Origin of the sequence: Streptomyces sp. SP18CS02, from assembly GCF_036322365.1 — a bacterium.
Lineage (GTDB): Bacteria > Actinomycetota > Actinomycetes > Streptomycetales > Streptomycetaceae > Streptomyces.
Window position 1 is genome coordinate 1 of sequence record NZ_JAQYXC010000276.1, and the last position, 21,359, is coordinate 21,359.

Annotated in this window: 23 protein-coding genes; 12 read left to right on the plus strand and 11 right to left on the minus strand. The window is 73.5% G+C overall.

Annotated features, from left to right (window positions below):
• On the minus strand, nucleotides 1-1,252 hold a 1,252-nt coding region (locus PUR26_RS12300; RefSeq protein ID WP_329872026.1), incomplete at its 3' end, for an AfsR/SARP family transcriptional regulator.
• Between the two features lie 116 nt (nucleotides 1,253-1,368).
• Here PUR26_RS12300 and PUR26_RS12305 point away from each other — a divergent pair.
• Nucleotides 1,369-2,175: a site-2 protease family protein gene (locus tag PUR26_RS12305; protein ID WP_329872028.1), complete on the plus strand. Its 807-nt coding sequence runs from the start codon at nucleotides 1,369-1,371 to the stop codon at nucleotides 2,173-2,175.
• Here PUR26_RS12305 and PUR26_RS12310 read toward each other — a convergent pair.
• Nucleotides 2,165-2,389: a hypothetical protein gene (locus tag PUR26_RS12310; protein ID WP_329872030.1), complete on the minus strand. Its 225-nt coding sequence runs from the start codon at nucleotides 2,387-2,389 to the stop codon at nucleotides 2,165-2,167. The genes PUR26_RS12305 and PUR26_RS12310 overlap by 11 nt on opposite strands.
• 113 nt (nucleotides 2,390-2,502) lie before the next feature.
• A complete protein-coding gene (gene npdG / locus PUR26_RS12315; RefSeq protein WP_329872031.1) occupies nucleotides 2,503-3,207 on the minus strand; it encodes an NADPH-dependent F420 reductase in 705 nt (234 codons plus the stop codon).
• Between the two features lie 107 nt (nucleotides 3,208-3,314).
• Here npdG and PUR26_RS12320 point away from each other — a divergent pair, with 107 nt between their 5' ends.
• Nucleotides 3,315-3,929, plus strand: coding sequence for a hypothetical protein (locus PUR26_RS12320; protein WP_329872032.1), 615 nt, complete (start codon nucleotides 3,315-3,317; stop codon nucleotides 3,927-3,929).
• A gap of 129 nt (nucleotides 3,930-4,058) precedes the next feature.
• Nucleotides 4,059-5,345, plus strand: coding sequence for an MFS transporter (locus PUR26_RS12325; RefSeq protein ID WP_329872033.1), 1,287 nt, complete (start codon nucleotides 4,059-4,061; stop codon nucleotides 5,343-5,345).
• Between the two features lie 129 nt (nucleotides 5,346-5,474).
• Here the strand turns inward: PUR26_RS12325 and PUR26_RS12330 are convergent, their stop codons facing one another.
• Nucleotides 5,475-5,723 carry a hypothetical protein gene (locus tag PUR26_RS12330; protein WP_329872034.1) on the minus strand — a complete coding sequence of 83 codons (249 nt, stop codon included), beginning with the start codon at nucleotides 5,721-5,723 and terminating at the stop codon, nucleotides 5,475-5,477.
• Nucleotides 5,724-5,780: 57 nt separating this feature from the next.
• Here PUR26_RS12330 and map point away from each other — a divergent pair, with 57 nt between their 5' ends.
• On the plus strand, nucleotides 5,781-6,638 hold the full coding sequence (gene map / locus PUR26_RS12335) for a type I methionyl aminopeptidase (protein WP_329872036.1): 858 nt from the start codon (nucleotides 5,781-5,783) through the stop codon (nucleotides 6,636-6,638).
• Between the two features lie 155 nt (nucleotides 6,639-6,793).
• Nucleotides 6,794-7,459 (plus strand): biliverdin-producing heme oxygenase, encoded by a 666-nt coding sequence (locus PUR26_RS12340; RefSeq protein WP_329872038.1) that lies wholly within the window; start codon nucleotides 6,794-6,796, stop codon nucleotides 7,457-7,459.
• Here the strand turns inward: PUR26_RS12340 and PUR26_RS12345 are convergent.
• Nucleotides 7,449-8,135, minus strand: coding sequence for a PhzF family phenazine biosynthesis protein (locus tag PUR26_RS12345; protein ID WP_329872039.1), 687 nt, complete (start codon nucleotides 8,133-8,135; stop codon nucleotides 7,449-7,451). The genes PUR26_RS12340 and PUR26_RS12345 overlap by 11 nt on opposite strands.
• 21 nt (nucleotides 8,136-8,156) lie before the next feature.
• A complete protein-coding gene (locus tag PUR26_RS12350) occupies nucleotides 8,157-8,573 on the minus strand; it encodes a hypothetical protein (RefSeq protein ID WP_329872040.1) in 417 nt (138 codons plus the stop codon).
• A gap of 422 nt (nucleotides 8,574-8,995) precedes the next feature.
• Here PUR26_RS12350 and efeO point away from each other — a divergent pair, with 422 nt between their 5' ends.
• From efeO to PUR26_RS12370, 4 genes are read left to right on the plus strand one after another with little or no spacing between them, the layout of a single operon-like run.
• The gene (gene efeO, locus PUR26_RS12355) at nucleotides 8,996-10,135 is read left to right on the plus strand and encodes an iron uptake system protein EfeO (protein ID WP_329872042.1); all 1,140 of its coding nucleotides are present in this window, start codon (nucleotides 8,996-8,998) and stop codon (nucleotides 10,133-10,135) included.
• A 6-nt stretch (nucleotides 10,136-10,141) separates the two neighbouring features.
• Nucleotides 10,142-11,491: an iron uptake transporter deferrochelatase/peroxidase subunit gene (gene efeB / locus PUR26_RS12360; RefSeq protein WP_329872044.1), complete on the plus strand. Its 1,350-nt coding sequence runs from the start codon at nucleotides 10,142-10,144 to the stop codon at nucleotides 11,489-11,491.
• Nucleotides 11,492-11,521: 30 nt separating this feature from the next.
• Nucleotides 11,522-12,478 (plus strand): iron uptake transporter permease EfeU, encoded by a 957-nt coding sequence (efeU, locus tag PUR26_RS12365; protein WP_329872046.1) that lies wholly within the window; start codon nucleotides 11,522-11,524, stop codon nucleotides 12,476-12,478.
• Entirely contained in the window at nucleotides 12,366-13,379 is a 1,014-nt protein-coding gene (locus PUR26_RS12370; RefSeq protein WP_329872048.1) for a hypothetical protein, read from the plus strand. The genes efeU and PUR26_RS12370 overlap by 113 nt, the downstream gene beginning before the upstream one ends.
• 137 nt (nucleotides 13,380-13,516) lie before the next feature.
• Here the strand turns inward: PUR26_RS12370 and PUR26_RS12375 are convergent, their stop codons facing one another.
• Both PUR26_RS12375 and PUR26_RS12380 read right to left on the minus strand, forming a co-directional pair.
• Complete coding sequence (locus tag PUR26_RS12375; protein ID WP_329872049.1) at nucleotides 13,517-14,251, minus strand: bifunctional DNA primase/polymerase; 735 nt, start codon at nucleotides 14,249-14,251, stop codon at nucleotides 13,517-13,519.
• 240 nt (nucleotides 14,252-14,491) lie between these two features.
• The gene (locus PUR26_RS12380) at nucleotides 14,492-15,109 is read right to left on the minus strand and encodes a TetR/AcrR family transcriptional regulator (RefSeq protein WP_329872051.1); all 618 of its coding nucleotides are present in this window, start codon (nucleotides 15,107-15,109) and stop codon (nucleotides 14,492-14,494) included.
• Between the two features lie 130 nt (nucleotides 15,110-15,239).
• Between PUR26_RS12380 and PUR26_RS12385 the strand changes: the two genes are divergently transcribed.
• Nucleotides 15,240-15,416, plus strand: a complete 177-nt coding sequence (locus PUR26_RS12385) for a DUF6243 family protein (protein ID WP_329872053.1) — start codon at nucleotides 15,240-15,242, stop codon at nucleotides 15,414-15,416.
• A 139-nt stretch (nucleotides 15,417-15,555) separates the two neighbouring features.
• Nucleotides 15,556-16,362, plus strand: a complete 807-nt coding sequence (gene ddaH, locus PUR26_RS12390) for a dimethylargininase (RefSeq protein ID WP_329872055.1) — start codon at nucleotides 15,556-15,558, stop codon at nucleotides 16,360-16,362.
• A gap of 167 nt (nucleotides 16,363-16,529) precedes the next feature.
• Here ddaH and PUR26_RS12395 read toward each other — a convergent pair whose 3' ends face one another.
• Complete coding sequence (locus tag PUR26_RS12395; RefSeq protein ID WP_329872057.1) at nucleotides 16,530-17,159, minus strand: hypothetical protein; 630 nt, start codon at nucleotides 17,157-17,159, stop codon at nucleotides 16,530-16,532.
• 130 nt (nucleotides 17,160-17,289) lie between these two features.
• A complete protein-coding gene (locus tag PUR26_RS12400; RefSeq protein WP_329872059.1) occupies nucleotides 17,290-18,294 on the minus strand; it encodes a small ribosomal subunit Rsm22 family protein in 1,005 nt (334 codons plus the stop codon).
• A gap of 166 nt (nucleotides 18,295-18,460) precedes the next feature.
• Between PUR26_RS12400 and PUR26_RS12405 the strand changes: the two genes are divergently transcribed.
• Nucleotides 18,461-19,822, plus strand: a complete 1,362-nt coding sequence (locus tag PUR26_RS12405; RefSeq protein ID WP_329872061.1) for a hypothetical protein — start codon at nucleotides 18,461-18,463, stop codon at nucleotides 19,820-19,822.
• A 133-nt stretch (nucleotides 19,823-19,955) separates the two neighbouring features.
• Here the strand turns inward: PUR26_RS12405 and PUR26_RS12410 are convergent, their stop codons facing one another.
• Nucleotides 19,956-21,341, minus strand: coding sequence for a multidrug effflux MFS transporter (locus PUR26_RS12410; protein ID WP_329872063.1), 1,386 nt, complete (start codon nucleotides 21,339-21,341; stop codon nucleotides 19,956-19,958).
• Nucleotides 21,342-21,359: the final 18 nt, after the last annotated feature.

The following is a 21,359-nucleotide window of genomic DNA, read 5'->3' on the forward strand; positions in this document are numbered from 1 at the left end:
ACACCCCCACCAGCCGCTCCGCCACCACCGCGGCCGCACCCACCACATGCTCACAGTTGTCCAGCACCACCAGCATCCGCCGCCGCGCGCAATGCTCCACCAGACGCGCCAACGCATCACCCCCGTGCCCCTCCACCGCCCGCAGCCCCTCGGCACCGGCACCGCGCAGCACGGTCTCGCGGGCCCCGAGGGCGGTGAGCACGGCCTCGGGCACGGCCTCGGGGTCGGTGACGGGCGCGAGCTCCGCCAGCCACACCCCGTCGGGCCACCCGTCGGCGCCGCGCTCGGCGGCCTCCTGCGACAGCCTGGTCTTGCCCGCCCCGCCGGGTCCGAGCAGGGTGACGAGCCGGGCCCGTCCCAGGTCGTCCAGGATGGCCCCGATGTCGGCCTCCCGGCCCACGAAGCTGGTGAGCCGGACCCTCAGGTTGCCCCGCGCGGGCCGGGCGCCCGCCCCGCCCCGCTCCCGGCCCGGCACGGGGTCCGCCGCCGGCCCCTGGTCCGGCCCCCCGGCAGGTGCCGGGGCGGGGTCCGGGTCCGGTGCGAGCAGCTCCGCGTGGAGGGCGCGCAGTTCCGGGCCGGGGTCCGTACCGAGCCGGGCGGCCAGCTCCCGGCGTACCGCCTCGTAGGCGGCCAGGGCCTCCGCGGGCCGGCCCGCGGCGCGCAGGGCGCGGATGCGCAGGCTCTGCAGCGGCTCGTCCAGCGGCGAGAGACCGCACAGCGCGGCGAGTTCCGGCAGCGTCTCCTCCGGGCGCCCCAGCGCCAGCATGGCCCTGAGGCGGGAGCCCTGGACGCCCCTGCGCCGCGCCTCCCAGGCGGCCGCCTCGGCCGCCCTGCCGGGCAGGTCCGCGAGCACCGGCCCCCGCCACAGGGCCAGGGCGTCGTCCAGCACGGCCAACGCCCCCGCCGGGTCCCCCGCCTCCAGCGCCCGCGCCCCCTCCCCGGCGAGCCGCTCGAAGCGGTGCAGGTCCACATCGTCCGGGTCGGCGCCCAGCCGGTAGCCGCCGTCGAGGGAGAGCACGGCGCCGGGCCCCAGCGTCCGCCGCAACCGCGCGACCAGGGCCTGGAGCGCGCCGGGCGCGTCGGCGGGCGGGTCGCCGTCCCACACCTCGTCGACCAGCGCCGCGACCGGTACGGAGCGTCCGGCGCGCAGGGCGAGCGCGGTGAGCAGCGCGCGCAGCCGCGCGCCGCCGATCGGCACGGCGGTGCCGTCGGGGTGCCGGGCCTGGGCGGTACCGAGTACGGAGATGAGCACGGGCCCATTGTCCGCGACGGCCGCCGGCCGCACGGAACTCACCCTGCGGCCCGGAACGTTCTCCCCCCGTCCGGTACGGTCTCTCCGCACCGCCCCCGACCCCAGGAGCCCCGCTCATGACCACTGCCGCCTCCCGCCACAGCGACCGGCGGGTCAGCCCGGTCTTCCTCGGGATCGCCGCCGTCATGGCGGTCACCGCGTGGGCGGTGTGGACGGGCTTCTCCGCCAGCCCCGGTCTGGCGGTCTTCCTCTTCGTGACGTCCGCGTGGATCGTCTCGCTCTGCCTCCACGAGTACGCGCACGCCCGTACCGCGCTGCACGGCGGTGACATCACCATCGGCGCGAAGGGCTATCTGACGCTCAATCCGCTGAAGTACACCCACGCGCTGCTGAGCATCGTGCTGCCGGTGGTCTTCGTGGTCCTGGGCGGTATCGGTCTGCCGGGCGGCGCGGTCTTCATCGAGCGCGACCGGATCCGCGGCCGCTGGAAGCACAGCCTGGTCTCTGCGGCCGGTCCCCTGACGAACGTGCTGTTCGCGGTCGTGTGCACGGCGCCCTTCTGGCTGGACGCGCTGGACGGCGTGCCGTACGGCTTCCGCTTCGCGCTGGCGTTCCTCGCCCTGCTCCAGGTGACGGCCGCGATCCTGAACTTCCTGCCGGTGCCCGGTCTGGACGGCTACGGAGTGGTCGAGCCCTGGCTCTCCCACCGGATCCGCCGGCAGATCGAGCCGTTCGCGCCGTTCGGCCTGCTCGCGGTCTTCGTGGTCCTCTTCATCCCCGAGGTGAACCAGGCCTTCTTCGAGGCGATCGACACGGTGCTGCGCGGTCTCGGCATCCATGAGGCCGAGACGTACTGCGGGCAGGACCTCTACCGCTTCTGGCAGGAACAGAACCCGGACTGCGAGGAGCTCCTCAGCCGGTGACGGCCTTCGCGCGGCGGTGGTAGTACCACGCCATGTTGGAGGAGAGGCCGGCGAGCAGCACCCACACGATGCCGATCCAGCGGCCCTCGACGAAGGAGAGCACGGCCGCGACGACGGCGAGGACGCAGACGACGAGGGCGTACAGAGCGAGGCGGGGCATGGGGGTCGGCTCCTGTCCGGGTACGGCTGATGGTGCCCGACCAGTGTCCCCCATGCCCGGCGGCTCGCGGACGCGGGCCGGACGTCCCCGGCCGGAGCCGGCGTCCCGGGGTGCCGCGGCCCCCTTCGGCCCTACGGTTCCCGACGGTCCCGGGCGGGGCCGGGGGCTCAGACGTCGGTGAGGCGCAGGCCCGCGTGCGCCTTGTAGCGGCGGTTGGCCGAGATCAGGTTCGCGACGAGCGACTCGACCTGGTGGGCGTTGCGCAGCCGGCCCGCGAAGACGCCCCGCATGCCGGGGATACGGCCGGCCAGGGCCTGCACGATGTCGGTGTCGGCCCGCGCCTCGCCCAGCACCATCACATCGGTGTCGATCTCCTCGACCGCCTCGTCCTGGAGCAGCACGGCGGAGAGGTGGTGGAAGGCGGCGGTCACCCGCGAGTCCGGCAGCAGGGCGGCGGCCTGCTCGGCGGCGCTGCCCTCCTCGGGCTTGAGGGCGTAGGCGCCCTTCTTGTCGAAGCCGAGGGGGTTGACGCAGTCGACGACGAGCTTGCCGCTCAGCTCCTCGCGGAGGGACTCCAGCGTCTTGGCGTGGCCGTCCCACGGCACGGCGACGATCACGATGTCGCTGCGCCGTGCGCACGCGGCGTTGTCGGCGCCCTCGACGCCCAGGCCGAGCTCGGCGGCGGCCGCCTCGGCACGCTCGGCCGCGCGGGACCCGATGATCACCTTCTGGCCCGCCCTGGCGAGCCGGTAGGCGAGGCCGCGCCCCTGGTCCCCGGTACCGCCGAGTACGCCGACGACCAGGCCGGAGACGTCCGGCAGGTCCCACGGGTCCTTGGCGGCGGGCTTCTGAACACTGTCATGAGTAGTCATGGTCCCGACACTACGTGCCACGCCCTGCCACGTGCCGTCACCACGTGTGGGTGACATGGCGCGAAATCGCCTCTGCGGGCGCCCGTTCCGGGGCAGGATGCGGCGCCATGGATGCCGTACGCGTCGCACTGCTGCGTGAAGTCCTCGCCGGGACCGAGTGGCCGACGGCGGCCCGCCGGTTCGCCGGGGTGCTGCGTGCGTCGGTGGTGCCGCACGGGGGCGGCCTGCTGCTGCTGGGCACGGCCCGGTACGAACCGTGGCACCTGGCCGCGCACCTGACCGACGAGGCGTCCTGGTCCGGGCGGCCGGAGCTGTCCCCCACGCTCGTACGGCACCGGGTGGAGCCCTCCGCTCCGGCGCATCTGGCGGTGGGGCTCGGCCGGCTGGAGGCGGCCCGACGCGGCACGACCCTGCTGGTGGTGGCGCCGGAGCGGCCGTGCGACGGGCTGCTGGAGCGGGTGCACGACGCGCGCCGCGCCGGGGCGACGGTGCTGTCGCTGGACGGCGGCGGGGGGACGGAGATGGCGGGTCTGGCGCACGAGGCGCTGAGCGTGCCGCCGGGTCCGGCGGCGGGCGTGGACCTGGAGACGGTGCAGCACCTGGTGAGCGCGGCGACGGGCGAGAACGACGCACCGGCGGAGCCAAGCGGCCGTCGGCGGTTCCAGGACCGCCTCTCCCGTCTGGCCGACCTCCTGACGGCTCCGCCGCCGGCCCGCTGGTAGCGCCCGGCACCACCCGCACTCCCCTGGACGGCGCCCGGCCGCGAGCACGCCCGCCCGGGCCGGCCGGTGCCGCCCGGGCGCCGGTATTCGGTTGCCCCGGCCAACCGTCACCACGCATGATGAGCCCTCGTGACCTCGAAGCTCTCCGCCCTGCTGCCCGATCTGTCGCCCTGGCGCTCCTCCCGCGACTTCCGGCTGTTGTGGGTGCAGGGCCTCGTCACCTACTTCGGCAGCTTCATGGCGATGATCGCGCTGCCGCTCCAGATCAAGGACCTGACCGGCTCACCGTTCGCGGTCGGGGTCATGGGCGCCGTCGAACTGGTCCCGCTGGTGGTGTTCGGTCTGTACGGAGGCGCGCTGGCCGACTCCGTCGACCGCCGCAAGGTCATCCTCCTCACCGAGGCGGGGCTCGGTCTGCTGGCGGTGATCCTGCTGGTCAACGCGGCCCTCCCCACCCCCCTGCTCTGGCCGCTGTACGTGGTGGCGGCCGGGGTCTCCGCGCTGGCGGGTCTGCAGCGCCCGGCGCTGGACTCCCTGATGGCCAGGATCGTGCCGCACGACCAGCTCACCGCGGCGGCGGCGCTCAACGCCCTGCGCTGGCAGATGGGCGCGATCGCGGGCCCCGCGCTGGCGGGCCTGGTGGTGGCGTACGCGGGCCACGCCACGGCGTACGCCACCACGGTGGGCGCCTTCGCCGTCTCCGTACTGCTGTGTCTGCGCCTGTCGCCCGCGCCTCCCGCGCGCGACGCGGAGAAGCCGTCGCTGCGTTCCATCGCGGAGGGCGCGCGGTACGCCTGGTCGCGGCCCGTGCTGCTCGGCACGTACGCGATCGATCTCGCCGCGATGTTCTTCGCCTACCCGAACACGATCTTCCCCTTCCTCGCGGACGACCTGGACGCCGAGTGGTCGCTGGGCCTGATGTACGCGGCGGGCTCGGTCGGCTCGCTGCTGCTGAGCCTGACCAGCGGCTGGACGACCAGGGTGCGGCGGCACGGGCTGTTCGTGGTGTTCGGCGCGGCGGGCTGGGGCCTGGCGATCGCCGCGGCGGGCTGGTTCTCCCAGGTGTGGCTGGTGCTCCTGTGCCTGGCCTTCGCGGGCGCGGGCGACATGCTCAGCGGTCTGGGCCGCTCGACGATCTGGAACCAGACCATCCCGGAGGGGCTGCGCGGCCGGCTGGCCGGCATAGAGGTGCTCTCGTACAGCGTGGGCCCGCAGCTCGGGCAGGTCAGGGCCGGCGCGATGGCCGGCTGGACCGGCACCCGTCCGGCGATATGGAGCGGCGGGCTGGCGTGCCTGGCCTCGGTGGGCCTGCTGGCGGCGGTGCTGCCGAAGCTGCTGACGTACGACTCCGCCACCGACGAGGACGCCCGGCGCCGTCGCGCCGCCCGCGAGGCCGCGACGGACCCGGTCGCCTGACGGCCGCCCGCCCGGGAAACGGTCCACGGGCGGGCGGACGCCGAAGGCGCCGGGTCCGGGATCAGGCGCGGCCGCGCGCCACAGGGGCGCCCCGGGTCGTGTCCGGCGGGCGCCGGCGGCCGGGAGGCGTCAGGGCGTGCCCGGGGTGCCGCGGTCCGGCTCGTCGGACGAGGGGGCGTCGTGCCACCGCGGGTCCGTCTCCCACTCCAGGTTCCTTTCCCTGGCGCGCTCCATGGCGTGCTCGGCCTCCTCACGCGACGTGTACGGGCCGAAACGGTTCTTCGCCGGGCAGTCCGGGCCTTCCTCGACCTTCTTGTGCTGGAGGCAGTAGTACCACTCCCCCGGCTTTCCTGCGGTGCGCTTCTTGAACAGGGCCATCTCGGCTCCTTCCTCTGCCGCCATGCTGCCCCACGGCCGCTGGTTAAACTCGCTGACATGTCTGGCCAGTCGCTGCTCGTACCAGGGGACCTCTCCCCCATCCGTTCCGTTCCCGGCGCCATCCGCCGCCCCGAGTACGTCGGGAAGCCCGCCCCGAAGCCGTACACCGGGCCGGAGATCCAGGATTCCGACACCATCGAGCGGATGCGCGTCGCGGGCCGCATCGCCGCGCGCGCGATGGAGGAGGCCGCCAAGCACATCGCGCCCGGCGTGACCACGGACGAACTGGACCGGGTCGCCCATGAGTACATGTGCGACCACGGCGCCTACCCCTCGACGCTCGGTTACCGGGGCTTCCCCAAGTCGCTGTGCTCCTCGATCAACGAGGTCATCTGTCACGGCATCCCCGACTCGACGGTGCTGCGTGACGGCGACATCGTGAACCTCGACGTCACGGCGTACATCGACGGTGTGCACGGTGACAACAACGCCACCTACCTGTGCGGGGACGTCGACGAGGAGTCGCGGCTGCTGGTGGAGCGGACCCGGGAGTCCCTCAACCGTGCCATCAAGGCCGTCAAGCCGGGCCGGCAGATCAACGTCATCGGCCGGGTCATCGAGTCGTACGCCAAGCGCTTCGGGTACGGCGTCGTGCGCGACTTCACCGGCCACGGGATCAACTCGTCCTTCCACTCGGGTCTGATCGTTCCGCATTACGACTCCCCCCACGCGACCACGGTCATTCAGCCCGGCATGACCTTCACGATCGAGCCGATGCTGACGCTGGGCACGCACGAGTACGACATGTGGGACGACGGCTGGACGGTCGTGACCAAGGACCGCAAGCGGACCGCGCAGTTCGAGCACACCCTCGTGGTGACCGAGACCGGGACCGAGATCCTCACGTTGCCCTGACCCCCGAGGCGGGTACCGTTTTACCGACAGACAGTCGGGAAAGGATTGACTTAGGTAACCCTAAGCAGGAAGATCGGCGGTGATGGCGGCGCTGCTGTCATCACCGGCGCCTCCCGTCGTCGGCTCCCGTCCCCCTCGGTCCCCGGAGGCCCGCCTTGGACGCAAGCGCCACCGTCGTCCCGTTCTCCACGCTCATCCGCACCGCGTCGCACGAGCAGCACACGGAGGCGGAGAGCTCGGCCTTCATGAGCGATCTGCTCGGCGGCCGCCTCGGCGTCGACGCGTACGCCCGCTACACCGAGCAGCTGTGGTTCGTGTACCGCGCCCTGGAGGAGGCGGCCTCCTCGCTGGCCGGCGACCCGGTCGCGGGACCGTTCATACAGCCGGAGCTGTTCCGGACCGCCGAGCTGGAGCGCGACCTGGCCCATCTGCGCGGGCCGAAGTGGCGGCAGGGGCTGGCTCCGCTGCCCGCCACCGCCGGGTACGCCGACCGGGTCGAGGAGTGCGCCCGGACCTGGCCCGCCGGGTATGTGGCGCACCACTACACCCGCTACCTGGGGGACCTCTCGGGCGGCCAGATCATCCGCGACAAGGCGGAGCGCACCTGGGGCTTCGCGCGCAAGGGCGACGGGGTGCGGTTCTACGTCTTCGAGCAGATCCCCAACCCGGCCGCGTTCAAGCGCGGCTACCGGGAGCTGCTGGACCGGGTGAACGCCGACGACCTGGAGAAGCAGCGGATCATCGACGAGTGCCGACGCGCCTTCGACTTCAACGGCGCGGTCTTCCGCGAGCTGGCCGAGGAGTTCCCGCTCAGCGCGTAGGTACCGGCGGCGGCTCGGCGTGCCGGACGCGGCCGCCGAGCTCGATGGTGCCGTCCGGCGCGGGCGCCGTCAGGAGCTGCGACCCCCGGCCCTGCGTGATGTTCAGCGCGCGGCCGAGCCGGTCGGTCAGGAGCAGCGCGGCCGCGCCGGTCGCCTCGTCCTCCTCGATGCCGTCGCCACGTCCCGGGAAGGCCCGGGCCCGGATCCGGCCGGCCGACTCGTCCTCCCAGGCCCAGGCGTAGATCCACTCACCGGGCGGCGGGACCTCCAGCGCCTCCACCTCCCGGGCCGAGCCGTACTGCCGCAGCGTCCGGGGCGCCGCCCACGCGGCCGGCGCGGTGATCCAGGTGAACTCGCCGTCCTGCCGGGCCCACACCTCACCCGCCCGGGTGTCGAGCGTCTCCAGGTCGAGCAGCCAGGCCGCGCCGACCAGCGGATGCCCGGCGAACGGCAGGCGCAGCCCGGGGGTGTAGATGTCGACGGTCCCGCGCTCCGGGTCGTCGACGAACACGGTCTCGCTGAAGCCGAGCTCCTTGGCGAACGCCTGCCGGGACGCCTCGTCGGGGCAGACGCGGCCGTCGCGTACGACTCCGAGCAGATTGCCGTGCCGCCCGTCGCCACCGCAGAAGACGGCGAGGACCTCAAGGGCGTCGGGTACGGAGGTGCGCGTGTTCACCCCGGCATTCAAGCACGCGGGTCAGCGCTCGTGGATGGTCTGGTCGCGGCCGGCCTGGAAGATCCGGGCCTGGCCGGAGGCGGTCGCCTCCATCCGCACGCCCGTGCCGGAGGGCGTGGCGGCGGGCGGCAGCAGCGGGGCGAGCTCCTCGTCGAGGACGCGGCGCAGCTCGTCGCCGAGCGAGGGGTTGCGGCGGAGCAGGGCGCGCAACCGGCCCTGCCACTCGACCGCGAGAGCCTCCTCGGCCGCGTTGTCGTCGGTGTCGCGGGCCGCGAGCAGGTTCCCGCGCGCCTCCTCCAGCTCCGCCTCGACGACCGGTACCCGTTCGGGGTGCACGCGCTGCCACAGCGCCAGCACCGCCGTACGCGCCTGCTGCCAGGCGTCCGTCGCCATCGCGCCCACCAGGGCCGTGCCCGCCGCCACCACGATCTGGTCCATGTCGGCAGGGTAGCCGCGACAGGGGGTCCGTACCGCCGTGTCGGCGGTACGGACCCCCTGTCGCGGCACCCTGCCGGACGGCCCCGGGGAAAGGAGTACACGTGCTGCGCGCCGAGCTGTCGAGCTGTCGAGCTGTCGAGCTGTCGAGCTGTCGAGCTGTCGAGCGCGGTGTACCGGCAGCCGGTGGAGGTTAGCGGCGCGTCCCCGTAACGGCGCACCGCCGATCATCCCCAAAAGGGACAGAACCGCCTCCTTGACCGGCACTTGACCCTCCTGTGACTCCGTCATGAGAGCGCTGTGTCCGGGCCGTGTCCTCGCCGCGGACGTGAGAGCCGAATCACTGGACGAGGGGGTCTCGGCCAGGTAAGGCTCGATTAAGTTAGGTCCGCCTCACCCCACCCCCGCCTCTCCATGGAGCCCGCATGCGACCCGCCCGCTTCTCCGTCGTCACCGCCACCGCGGCCGTGGCGGCTCTGACCGCGCTCACCGGCTGCGCCGAGAAGAGCGACGCCAAGGGCGGCGACGGCACCATCGAGGTGACGGCGAAGGACGACTCCTGCGAGGTGTCCAGGAAGGAGTTCCCGGCCGGGCACGTCCGGCTGGCGGTGGAGAACAAGGGCTCCAAGGTCACCGAGGTCTACCTGCTCTTCCCGGACGACCGCATCGTCACGGAGCGCGAGAACATCGGCCCCGGCACCAAGGCGGACATCACCGCCGAAGTGAAGGCCGGCGACTACGAGATCGCCTGCAAGCCCGGCATGAAGGGCGATGGCATCCGGCAGAAGGTCAGGGCCACCGGCGGCAGGAGCACCACCCGCTCCCCCGAGATGGACGCCGCGGTCGCCGCGTACCGCCAGTACGTCCAGCAGCAGGCGGACGAGACCCTCCCCAAGGTGAAGACGTTCACGGACGCCGTGCGCGCGGGTGACGTCGAGGGCGCCAAGAAGGCGTACGCCGCCTCCCGCATCGGCTGGGAGCGCACCGAGCCGGTGGCGGAGTCCTTCGGCGACATCGACCCGAAGGTCGACATCCGCGAGGACGGCCTGGAGCCGGGCCAGAAGTGGACCGGCTGGCACCGCCTGGAGAAGGCCCTGTGGCAGGAGAAGAAGCTCGGACCCGACGCCAAGGCCCTCGCCGACTCCCTCGACAAGGACCTCGCCGACTGGGTCAAGCGGGTCGGCAAGGCGGAGATCACGCCCACCTCCATGGCCAACGGCGCCAAGGAGCTGCTGGACGAGGTCGCCACCGGCAAGGTCACGGGCGAGGAGGAGCGCTACTCCCACACCGACCTGGTGGACTTCAAGGCGAACGTCGAAGGCGCGCACACGTCGTACGAACTGCTCAAGCCGGTCGCGTCCAAGAACGACCCGAAGCTCGTCGCCGACCTCGACAAGCAGTTCGCCGCGCTCGACGCGCTGCTCGACAAGTACCGCGCGGACAAGAACTCCTACGAGTTCACCTCCTACGACAAGGTCGGCGAGGCGGACCGCAAGGAGCTGTCGGACGGCGTGAACGCGCTCGCCGAGCCGCTCTCCAAGCTGGCCGCCGCGGTCGTGAAGTAGGCCCCCGTGACGGAGAAGGACGACACGACGGCCGTGGACGGCATGGCGCGGGCGCGCGGAACGCACGGCGGGGACGGGGCGGCCCCGGCCGACGGCACCGGCCGGGTGGCCCCGGCGGCGGACGCGGGCGGACCGGCGCCGTCCCGGCGTGCGCTGCTCGGATGGGGCGGTGCCGGGCTCGCGCTCGGCGCCGCCGGCGCGGGTGGCGTGGCCGCCGTGACCCGTGGCGGGGCCCCGTCCGCACTCGCCGCCGGCAGCGGGGCCGCCGTCCCCTTCCACGGCACGCACCAGGCCGGTGTCGCCACCGCCGTCCAGGACCGGCTGCACTTCGCCGCGTTCGACGTGCGAACGAAGGACCGTGCCGAGCTCGCGCGGCTGCTGGAGGACTGGACACGGGCCGCCGAGCGGATGACCGCGGGCCACGAGGTCGGTGACGGCGCGTACGGCGGTCCGGCCGAGGCCCCGCCGGACGACACCGGCGAGGCCCTGGGGCTCAAGCCGTCCCGGCTGACGCTCACCATCGGCTTCGGCCCGTCCCTGTTCGACGGCCGCTTCGGACTCGCGGACAGGCGGCCCGCCGCCCTGGCGGAGCTGCCCGCGTTCCCCGGCGACAACCTCGACCGGGCCCGCAGCGGCGGCGATCTGTGCGTCCAGGCCTGCGCCGACGACCCTCAGGTCGCCGTGCACGCGATCCGCAATCTCGCGCGCATCGGCTTCGGCAAGGTGGCGGTCCGCTGGTCGCAGCTGGGCTTCGGCAAGACGTCGTCGACGACGCCCGACGCCCAGACCCCGCGCAACCTCTTCGGCTTCAAGGACGGCACCCGCAACGTCTCCGGCACCGACGACGCCGCGCTCGACCGGCACGTCTGGGTGTCGGAGAAGGACGGCCCGGCGTGGCTGGCGGGCGGCTCGTACCTGGTGGCGCGCCGCATCCGGATGAACATCGAGACCTGGGACCGCACCCCCCTGCGGGAGCAGGAGGACATCTTCGGCCGTGACAAGGGCGAGGGCGCCCCGGTCGGCAGGGCCTCGGAGCACGACGAGCCGTTCCTCAAGGCGATGCTGCCCGAGGCACACGTACGGCTCGCCCACCCCGACTCCAACGGCGGCGCGACGATCCTGCGGCGCGGCTACTCCTTCACGGACGGCACGGACGGTCTGGGCCGGCTCGACGCGGGCCTGTTCTTCCTCGCGTACCAGCGGGACGTGCGCACCGGGTTCATTCCGGTGCAGACCCGGCTGGCCCGCCACGACGCGCTCAACGAGTACATCCAGCACGTGGGTTCGGCGCTCTTCGCCGTCCCGCCGGGCGTCCGCGACAAGGACGACTGGTGGGGCCGGGCGCTGCTCTCCTGACCAACCAGAACACCGGAAAGGACACCCGACGTGTTCGGCAACTATCTGATCGGACTGCGCGAGGGCCTGGAGGCCGGCCTGGTCGTCTGCATCCTCATCGCGTACCTGGTGAAGACGGACCGGCGGGACGCCCTGAAGCCGGTCTGGACCGGCATCGGCATCGCGGTGGGCGTGGCGCTCGCCTTCGGCTGCGCCCTCGAATTCGGCTCCCAGGAGCTGACGTTCGAGGCGCAGGAGCTGCTGGGCGGCTCGCTGTCGATCGTGGCCGTCGGCCTGGTGACCTGGATGGTCTTCTGGATGCGGCGCGCCGCCCGGAGCCTGCGGGCGGAACTGCACGGCCGGCTGGACACCGCGCTCCGGATGGGCACGGGGGCGCTCGTCGCCACCGCGTTCCTCGCCGTGGGCCGGGAGGGCCTGGAGACCGCGCTGTTCGTGTGGGCGTCCGTGCGGGCGGCCACCGACGACGCGGGCTCGGGCGGCCCGCTGGCCGCCGTGCTGCTCGGCATCGCCACCGCGATCGTGCTGTGCCGGCTGTTCTACCGGGGCACCCTGCGGCTCGACCTGGCCCGCTTCTTCCGCTGGACCGGCGGTTTCCTGGTGGTCGTGGCGGCGGGTGTGCTCGCTTACGGCGTGCACGACCTCCAGGAGGCCCGGTTCCTGGGCGGGCTGGCCGACAAGGCCTTCGACATCAGTACGACGATCCCGCCGGACAGCTGGTACGGGACCCTGCTGAAGGGCGTCTTCAACTTCCAGCCCGACCCGACCGTCCTCCAGGTCACGGTGTGGGCGCTGTACCTGGTCCCGACGCTCGCACTGTTCCTCGCCCCGGTAGGGTTCGGACGGTCAGTGGGGGTCGAGGAGCAGAAGGCAACCGATGAGAAGGCTGGGTCGGGCGGCGGGTCGAGCCGCGACAAGGCCGGTGACGGGTCTGGCGGCGATGACGGTGCTGGCCCTGACGGCCAGCGGCTGCGTGACGGTGCACGGTGAGCTGGAGGTCGTGCCGTCGGCGACGAAGTCCGAGGCCGAGCAGGCACTGACGGACTTCACCGAGGCGTACAACAAGGCCGACAAGGCCAACGATCCGGCCCTGGACGCGGGCCGGGTCACCGGTGCGCTGGGGGCGATCAACCAGGCGGGGCTGAAGTCGCGCAGCGTCACCAGCCCGCAGGGCAACGCGCAGCACAAGCCGCTCGAACTCGCCGACGCCTCGTTCACGATCCCCAAGAAGGCGGGCTGGCCTCGCTGGTTCGTGGCGGACACCGACTCCAACCGGGACACCGACGGGGGCGCGGGCGACAACCGCTGGCTGCTGGTCTTCGTCCGCAACGGCGCCGACCAGCTGTGGGAGGTCGCCTATCTGACGATCCTCGCGCCCGGCGACATCCCGAAGTTCAAGACGGACAAGGACGGCTGGGCGGAGGCCGCCGCTCCGGACTCCGCCGCCCTCTCCGTCGCGCCGAAGAACCTGAGCGAGGAGTACTCCTCGTACCTGCACAGCGGCAAGCCCGAGCACTTCGCGGCCGGCGCGCACACCTCGCTGTGGCGGGACGAGCGCAGGAAGCTCGCCAACCGGCTCGGGCTCTCCACCCAGTACGTCGACCAGCCCCTGGACTCCGGCGACTTCGCACCGCTGGGGCTGACGACCGAGGACGGCGGGGCGCTGGTCTTCTTCGCGACCCGTTTCTACGACCGGCAGACCGCGGCCCAGGGCTACCGGCCGAAGGTGAGCCCGGACGTGAAGGCGCTGATGACCGGCGAGGTGAAGAGCACGATCACCAAGGAATGGGTGTCCAACCAGGCGGTCCGGGTCGAGCCGGCCGGCGCGGACGCCGACCAGGTGACGATCCTGGCCAGGCTCCAGGGTGTGACGTCGGCGGCCGGTTCCTGACGGCCGCGCTCCGGCTCACCGACGGCCGGGACCCGGCCGCGCCGACCGCGGCATGGCCGCACCGGCCGCACCGGCGACACCGATCGCTGACACGGCCGCGCTGAACGCCGCGCGTCCGGGGGCTCCCCCGTAAGGCCCTACCGCGTGAGGGGCCAGGCCACCGAGTGGTGATCGTGCTCGTCGTGCTGCTCGGCATGGCGGGCGCAGGCGTCGGTCAGCGCCTCCAGCAGCGTCAGCGGGTCGGGCAGCGGGTGCTCGGGGCCGCGCACCCAGCCGACGCGCACCTCACCGGGCAGCCGCGCGGGCGGTACGAGGACGTAGCTGCCGCGGCAGTGCCAGCGCATGCCCGGGTGCTCGTCCATCGTCTCGGGGTGGCAGTCCAGTTCGCAGGGCCACCACTCGTCCTCGTCCTCGGGGGTGCCCCGGGTCGCGGTGAAGAACAGCATCCGGCCGTCCCCGGACTCGGCGACCGGGCCGACGTCGATGCCCTCGGCGAGCAGCCGCTCCAACGCGACGCGACCGGCCTCCAACGGAACGTCCAGGACGTCGTGGACCATGCCGGTCGCGGTGATGAAGTTGGCCTCCGGCTGCCCCAGCGCCCACCGCTCGATCTGCGCGGGATCGGTGGTGGACTGGGTCTGCCAGGCGAAGGAGACGGGATGTCGGGCCGGCGTGGGGCAGCCCATGCGCTCGCAGGAACATCGATAGCCGACGGGATACGCGGCCGGGGCCAGCGGCAGCCCCGCGGCGGCGGCGGCCAGGAGCAGATCTTCCCGTCCCGGGGCGTCGGCGGCGGTCTTCTTCGAGCGCCGACGCAGCCAGTGCGCGAGTTTGCTCTCCGTGCCGCGGTAGCGGCCGATACCGTCGCCCATCTATCCCCTCACACCTACTACTGCATGCCCTGCGGTCCCTGCCATGGTCCCACCATCCTGCGCCTCGGGTGACCGGAGTCCCCAACCGGGGTACGGAGGCCGGAGCCGGAACACCGGGCGGGCAGCCCTTATGAGGCGCTATATCGGCATTCGCCCCGAGGCGACGGAGGACGGACCCTGCCCGCCCCGGGGATCGACGGGAGAGGGGGCGGCCGGGCCGGCGGGCGGAGGGGGCGGGTGTCAGCGCGGTGCGAGGCCGTACAGCGCGTAGTCGACCAGCTCGTCCGCGTAGGCGTGGGTGAGCGGCCGGGTGCGCAGCAGCCAGCGGTGGGTGAGCGGTCCGACGAAGAGTTCCAGGGCGATGCGCGGGTCGATGCCGGGGCGTACGCCGCCCGCGTCCTGGGCGGCCCGCAGCCTCCTCACGTAGAGCTGGAGCTGCGGCTCCAGGATCTGCTCGACGAACCGGGCGCCGAGTTCCGCGTCCATGATCCCCTCGGCGGCGAGGGCGCGGGAGGGGGCGTCGTACTTGGGGTCGTTCATCTCGTCGACCGTGGCCCGCAGGACGTAGGCGAGGTCGGCCGCGAGGTCGCCGGTGTCCGGGATCCCGCTGTCGGCGTCGCCGCCCAGCGCCTCGTTGGCCTGCCGTCCGAGGTCGAGGAACGCCTCCAGGAGGACGGCCGCCTTGGAGGGCCACCAGCGGTAGATGGTCTGCTTGCCGACCCCGGCCCGGGAGGCGATGCCCTCGATGGTCGTCCTGGCGTAGCCCACCTCGCCGACCAGGTCGAGGGCCGCGTCGTAGATCGCGCGTCGGGAGCGTTCGCTGCGGCGCGTGGAGTCGGGCGCCTTGTTCTCTGCCATGGCACCGATCCTACCGCGCACGAGGCGAGACGTATCGTCTTGTTGGGCTTGACAAGACGATACGTCTCGTCCATTCTCAAGGGGTCGACGCGACGGACGCGCGGCAGGATTCCAGGGAAGGGAGCACACCATGAGCCGTGGTGGATCGGGCATGCTCGGCGTCGGAGGCACCCGCAGGAACCTCTCCCGCGCGGCACTGCGCGGCAGCGGCGCCGGCGGGGTGGGCCGGGGAGCCGACCCGGCCGCGCAGAAGCGGGAGTTGCTGCGGAAACTGAAGGAGGGCCGTACGCCACACGACGCTTCATGAGCGTCAGCGTGAAACACTCGTACGCCCCCGTGCGCGAAAGCTCCTGACAGCGGACCATGGCTTGCACGCACGCACCGTGCGCCCTGCCGCTCGTGAGGAGCCTTCGTTGCCTCGTGACGCATCACCCCGCCGTTACCTGATGTGCCCACCCACGCACTTCAAGGTGACCTACTCCATCAACCCATGGATGGATCCGGCGAAACCGGTCGACCTGCCGCTCGCCCTGACCCAGTGGGAAGACCTGCGCGACCGCTACCACGCCCTCGGCCACACCGTCGAGTTGCTGGAGCCACGACCCGACCTGCCCGACATGGTGTTCGCCGCCAACGGCGCCACCGTCATCGACGGGCGGGTGCTCGGCGCCAGGTTCGCCTACGCCGAGCGCACCGCCGAAGCCGCGGTGCACCGGGAGTGGTTCCACGACCACGGCTTCACCGACGTCCGTGAACCGGACCACGTCAACGAGGGCGAGGGCGACTTCGCCGTCACGTCGTCGTACATCCTGGCCGGACGCGGCTTCCGCTCCAGTTCCCTGTCGCACGACGAGGCCCAGGAGTTCTTCGGCCGTCCGGTGATCGGCCTCGACCTGGTGGACCCGCTCTACTACCACCTCGACACGGCGCTGTGCGTGCTGGACGACGCGGGCGACGAGATCATGTACTACCCGGGCGCCTTCTCCCCCGGCAGCCGAGCCGTGCTCGCCCGGCTCTTCCCCGACGCCCTGATCGCCGACGAGACCGACGCGGCGGCACTGGGACTGAACGCCGTGAGCGACGGACGGCACGTACTGCTGCCGCAGGCGGCGGTGGGGCTGTGCCGGGCGCTGCGCGAACGGGGCTTCGAGCCCATCGGCATGGACCTGGGCGAACTGCTCAAGGGCGGCGGCAGCGTGAAGTGCTGCACACAGGAGCTGCGACCCCGGGAGACCGCCGGCGGCGGCCACTGAGGGATGTCCGGAAGGTGCCGGCGCCCGTCCGAAGGGCGGGGCCGGCACCTTCCGGACACGACCAGGGCCCTTCGTCCGGCTCCGTCCGGATCCGTCCGGACCCGACGGCCGGGGTGACGTCCCGGCCGTCCGCGCGTGCCGGGCCGGCCGGCCGCGCCCCGCGGGGCTCAGTCCTCCAGGGTCACGCGGAACGTGACGCGGTCCTCGTACTCGACGATCTCCACCTCGCCCTCGGCGTCCTTGTACACGCCCGTGCCGCCGGTGATCGCCGAGGTGACGCCGTGGGGGGCCGGGCCGAAGCGGTCCGCGGCGTCGCCGAGCGTGAGGGTGCCCCCGTCGGTGCGCAGCACCCGCTGACACTGCGTCAGGGCGCCGCGCGGGGTGACCTCGACGGCCGCGCAGTGCGCGGTGGTGTCGCCGATCCGCTTTCCGGGCGCGCCCTTCTCGTTCTCGTACAGGTGGCCGAAGACCGTCCAGTCCGCGCCCGTGCGCACCCGGTCCGGCCTGGTGCCGGACCGGATGGTGGCCAGCCAGTCGAGAACCGTCACCGTGTCCTTGGGCGCGGGCCTCACCGTGAGCCCGGCCGGTGTCCGACCGGGCGCGGGGGTCTTCGCCGGGGGCGTGGCGGGGGTTTTCGCGGGGGTCTTCGCCGGGGTCGTGGCCGGTTCCCCGGCCGCGGGCCTCGGCTCCGGCAGCGGCGCCGCCTGCGCGGTGAGCGTCAGGACCGTGGCGGCGAGGAGCGCGGTGGCGGCGCAGAGCCCACCGGTGACGAGACGCCCGGCACGGGTGCGGACCATGGGACCTCCAGGGAAGGCGAGAGGGGCGGAAACGAGCCCACCTCAACCCCCCGGGCCGCCCCGGGCAACGGTCACGTGCGCAGGGTCACCCGGCTGGTGGCCCGGGCTCACCCCATCAGCGGGGCGCCCGTCACCGGGGCGGCCAGCTGTCGCCCCACTCCGCGTCCCGGGCCGCCTTGTAGAGCGCGCCGTGCCGCTTGGTCACGGTATCGCGGCGCAGGCCCTCGTCCTCGGTGCACAGCTCCAGCAGCACCTGCCCCTTGCGGAGCTGCGGCTTGCGGGTGACCCGGGCGGAGGCGGGGGCGACCGGGAAACGCGTCGCGACGACGTAGCTGAACTTCTCGTCCTCGTACGCCAGCGATCCGCCCTTCACCTGCCGGTGGAGGGAGGACCGGCTGACCCGGGCCGCGAAGTGGCACCAGTCGGTGCCCGGCTCGATGGGGCAGGCGCCGCTGTGCGGGCACGGCGCGGCGATGCCCAGTCCGGCGGCGACGAGCCGGTCGCGGGCGTCGATGATCCGCTGGTACCCGTCCGGGGTGCCCGGTTCGACGATCACCACCGCCTGCCCGGCGCGTGCGGCCTCGGTGACGACGGCGGCGCGGTCCTCCTCGGTCAGCTCCTTGAGGACGTACGAGACGGTGACGAGATCACTGTTCTCGATGCGGAGCGACGCGCTGATACGAGAGCGCTGCCACCCCGCGGCGCGCAGGGAGGCGATCCCGGAGGCGTCCGCGAGCTCCCGGCCGAGCGCCAGCGCGGGCTCGGCCCAGTCCAGGACCGTCGTGCGCGGCGCGGCGCCCTCGCCGTCGTCCTCCCACGCCTCGGCGACCGCCCAGCTCGCCGCCCCGGTGCCGCCTCCGATGTCGGTGTGCGTGGCGGGCGTCCACCGCGGAGCCGCTCCGCGCAGCGCGGTCAGCGCGGACCGTACCGCCTCGAACGTCGCCGGCATCCGGTACGCGGCGTACGCGACGACGTCGGAACGGTCGCGCAGCACGGGGGCGTCGGTCGGGGTGGTCCCCCGGTAACTGGCGATGAGCCGGTCGACGGCCTGCGCGGCCCGCGTCGGCGGGAGTCCGTCGAGCAGCCCGGCCAGGGCGCCGCGCAGGGCGTCCGCGGTGGAGAGGGAGGCGTTCACCGATCCATCGTAGGCGGCCTCCGGGCCCCGCCCCCTCGCCCCGCTCCGGGCGCCGAGGCCGTCGGCGAGGTGGGCGACAACGCGGGCAAAACCGAACTGCTGTGGCCCTGGGGGCTGTTGCTACGCTGACGGCCCTTGCACCGACCGCGGCGCTCTCGGGGGGACCATGAGACAGAGGATCGTGCGCATGGCCCTGGTGGCCGGGGCGGCCGTGCTGGGCCTGCTGATCCTGCTGACCGCGCTCGGCGGCGACCCCGACGAGGACGGTGCCCGGGGCGGAGGGGGCCGGAGCGGCGAGGGCTCCTCCCCGGCGACGGCGGGGGGCACGAACACCGGACCGGGCACCGGCGCCGGCCCGGCGACGCGTCTGACCGTCCCCTCCGCGTACGACACGGGCCGCGGCTGGGAGATCGCCGGCGTCTCCCCCGAGTACGCCATCGCCCACGCCACCGGACTGCTCGCCTATCTGGAACGGGTCGGCGACGACCGCTACCGGGTGCGCGCGGTCAGGACGGCGACCGGCGAGCCCGCCTGGTCGGGCCCGCCCTGGCGGCCCCTCGGCTCCCCGGACGACTTCCCGCACCTGGTGTCGCTGACCAAGGACGACCAGCAGTTCTTCGTGACCTGGTCGTACGGCAGGACCGGGGAGGACCCGCTGTCCACGGCGGACAGCTTCGTCTCGCTCGATGTGTACGCCGCGGCCGACGGCACGCGCCGGAGGGTGGAGGTGCCCTGGGCGGAGGCGCCGATAGTGACCGGCGGCGGTCCCGGCGTGGTCATCAGCGACGGCAGGACGCGCAGCGCGGTCGTCGCCCCCGACACCGGGGACGTCACCACCGTGCCGCCCGCCCGGCTCGGCCACCCCAAGGGGTGCGCGGAGTGCCGTCGGCTGACGGAGGTGCGCGGGATGACCGCGAAGGGCCTGCTGGTGAGCGGTGCCCGCGGCTTCTGGGTACGTGGCAGCTGGTTCAGCCGGGACCGGGCCCCGGCGGGTGCCGACCCCGCGTCGGGGGTGCCGGCGTCCGTGACGTCCGGCCACGTCCTCGCCCGGTGGCAGCAGAGGAAGGGCGCTCCCAGGGCGGCGACGCACGACATCTGGGCGGTGCACGACGCCCGGACGGGCAAGCCGCTGGTGCGGGCCGAGTGCCACAAGCCGGCCATCGAACCGGGCGAGTACCCCCGGGCCTCGGTCTCACCGGGGGGCCGGTACCTGATCGCCGGCAACCTCGCCTTCGACCTGGACGAGCGGACCGGCCGCTGCTTCGAGGAGGCGGACGGCACGAAGCCGCTCACCCTCGCCACGGTCACCGACCGGGGCGTGGCGTACGGCGCGACCAGCGCGCGCAGCGTGGCCGACGCGCTGAACGGCGGCGGGAACCCGATCGCGGTGAACCTGTCGACGGGCGTGCCCGAGGCGCTCGCCGGCAGCGTGCGGCTGCCGGCGGCGGAGGTGGCCGGGGTGGGCGTCTTCCGCTGGACGGACGCCAGGGACCTGCCCCACCTGACCGGCTACCGCACACGGGGCTGATCAGCGGCCCGGGACGGCGGGCGGGTCCGCCGGCGGGCGCCCCCGCACGGCCCGGCCGCCCTTGGTCCAGGCCCGGCCGGCCCGCCGGGTTCTGCTTCCGGCCGGCCCCCGCGTCAGGCCCGCCGGGTCTGCGTCACGCCCGCCGGGTCTGCCAGGGGCGGCACAGGCCCAGGAAGCAGGCCGTCGCGCCCAGCCCGCAGACCAGTTGGACGACGGCCATCGGCACCGCCGTGGCCTCGCCCGCGATGCCGACGAGCGGTGAGGCCACCGCCCCGACCAGGAACGAGGACGTACCGAGCAGCGCGGAGGCCGAGCCCGCCGCGTGCGGGGTGCGCATCAGGGCCTGGGCGTTGGTGTTGGGCATCGCCAGGCCCATCGCCGACATCAGCACGAACAGCCCGGCCGCGACCGGCACCAGACCGACGTCGCCGAAGACCCCGGTGGTCATCAGCAGCAGCGCCGCGGCGGCCAGGGTGATCACGGCGAGCCCGAACCCCAGCACCTTGTCCAGGCTGACCCGGCCCACCAGCAGCTTGCCGTTGATCTGGCCGACCGCGACCAGACCGATCGAGTTGACGCCGAAGAGCAGGCTGAAGGTCTGCGGGGAGGCACCGTAGATCTCCTGCACCACGAACGGGGACGCGGAGATGTACGCGAAGAGCGCGGCGAACGCGAACCCGCCGGTCAGGACGTAGCCGGTGAAGACCCGGTCGGCGAGGAGCCCGCGCATCGTGCGCAGCGCCTCACCGACGCCACCGCTGTGCCGCGCGGCGGGCGGCAGGGTCTCCCCCAGCCACTTCCACACCACGAAGGTGAGCAGCGCTCCGATGACGGTCAGGACGTGGAAGACGCCGCGCCAGTCGGTGATCCGCAGCACCTGCCCGCCGATGAGCGGCGCGATGACGGGGGCGACCCCGGAGATCAGCATCAGGGTGGAGAAGAACCTGGCCATCTCCACGCCGTCGTACAGGTCGCGCACCACGGCGCGGGCGATCACGATCCCCGCGGCGCCCGCGAGCCCCTGGAGCAGGCGGAAGGCGATGAGCAGTTCGACCGTGGGGGCCAGCGCGCAGACCGCGGTGGCGGCGATGTAGACGATCATGCCGATGAGCAGGGGCCTGCGCCGCCCCCACCGGTCGCTCATGGGCCCGACGACGAGCTGGCCGAACGCCATGCCGGCGAGGCAGGCGGTCAGGGTGAGCTGGACGGTCGCGGCGGGCGCGCGCAGGGACTGGGTGACCTCGGGCAGCGCCGGGAGGTACATGTCCATCGAGAGCGGCGGCAGCGCGGTGAGGCCGCCGAGGACGAGCGTCACCAGGAGTCCCGCCCGGCGTGCGGCGGAGACGGGGGCCGGTACGGGCCCGGTGCCGCCCTCGGACCGCTGGGCCGGTACGAGGCGCGGTGCCGCGGACGGTGCGGCGGGCGGGGCGTCGTCGTGGGCGCGCGGGGCGTCCGGGGCCGCGGCCTCCGGGCGCTCGGTCGGTATGTGTCCTTGCGTACTCGGGCCGCTCTCCGGCATCTCATCTCCTGTTCCGAG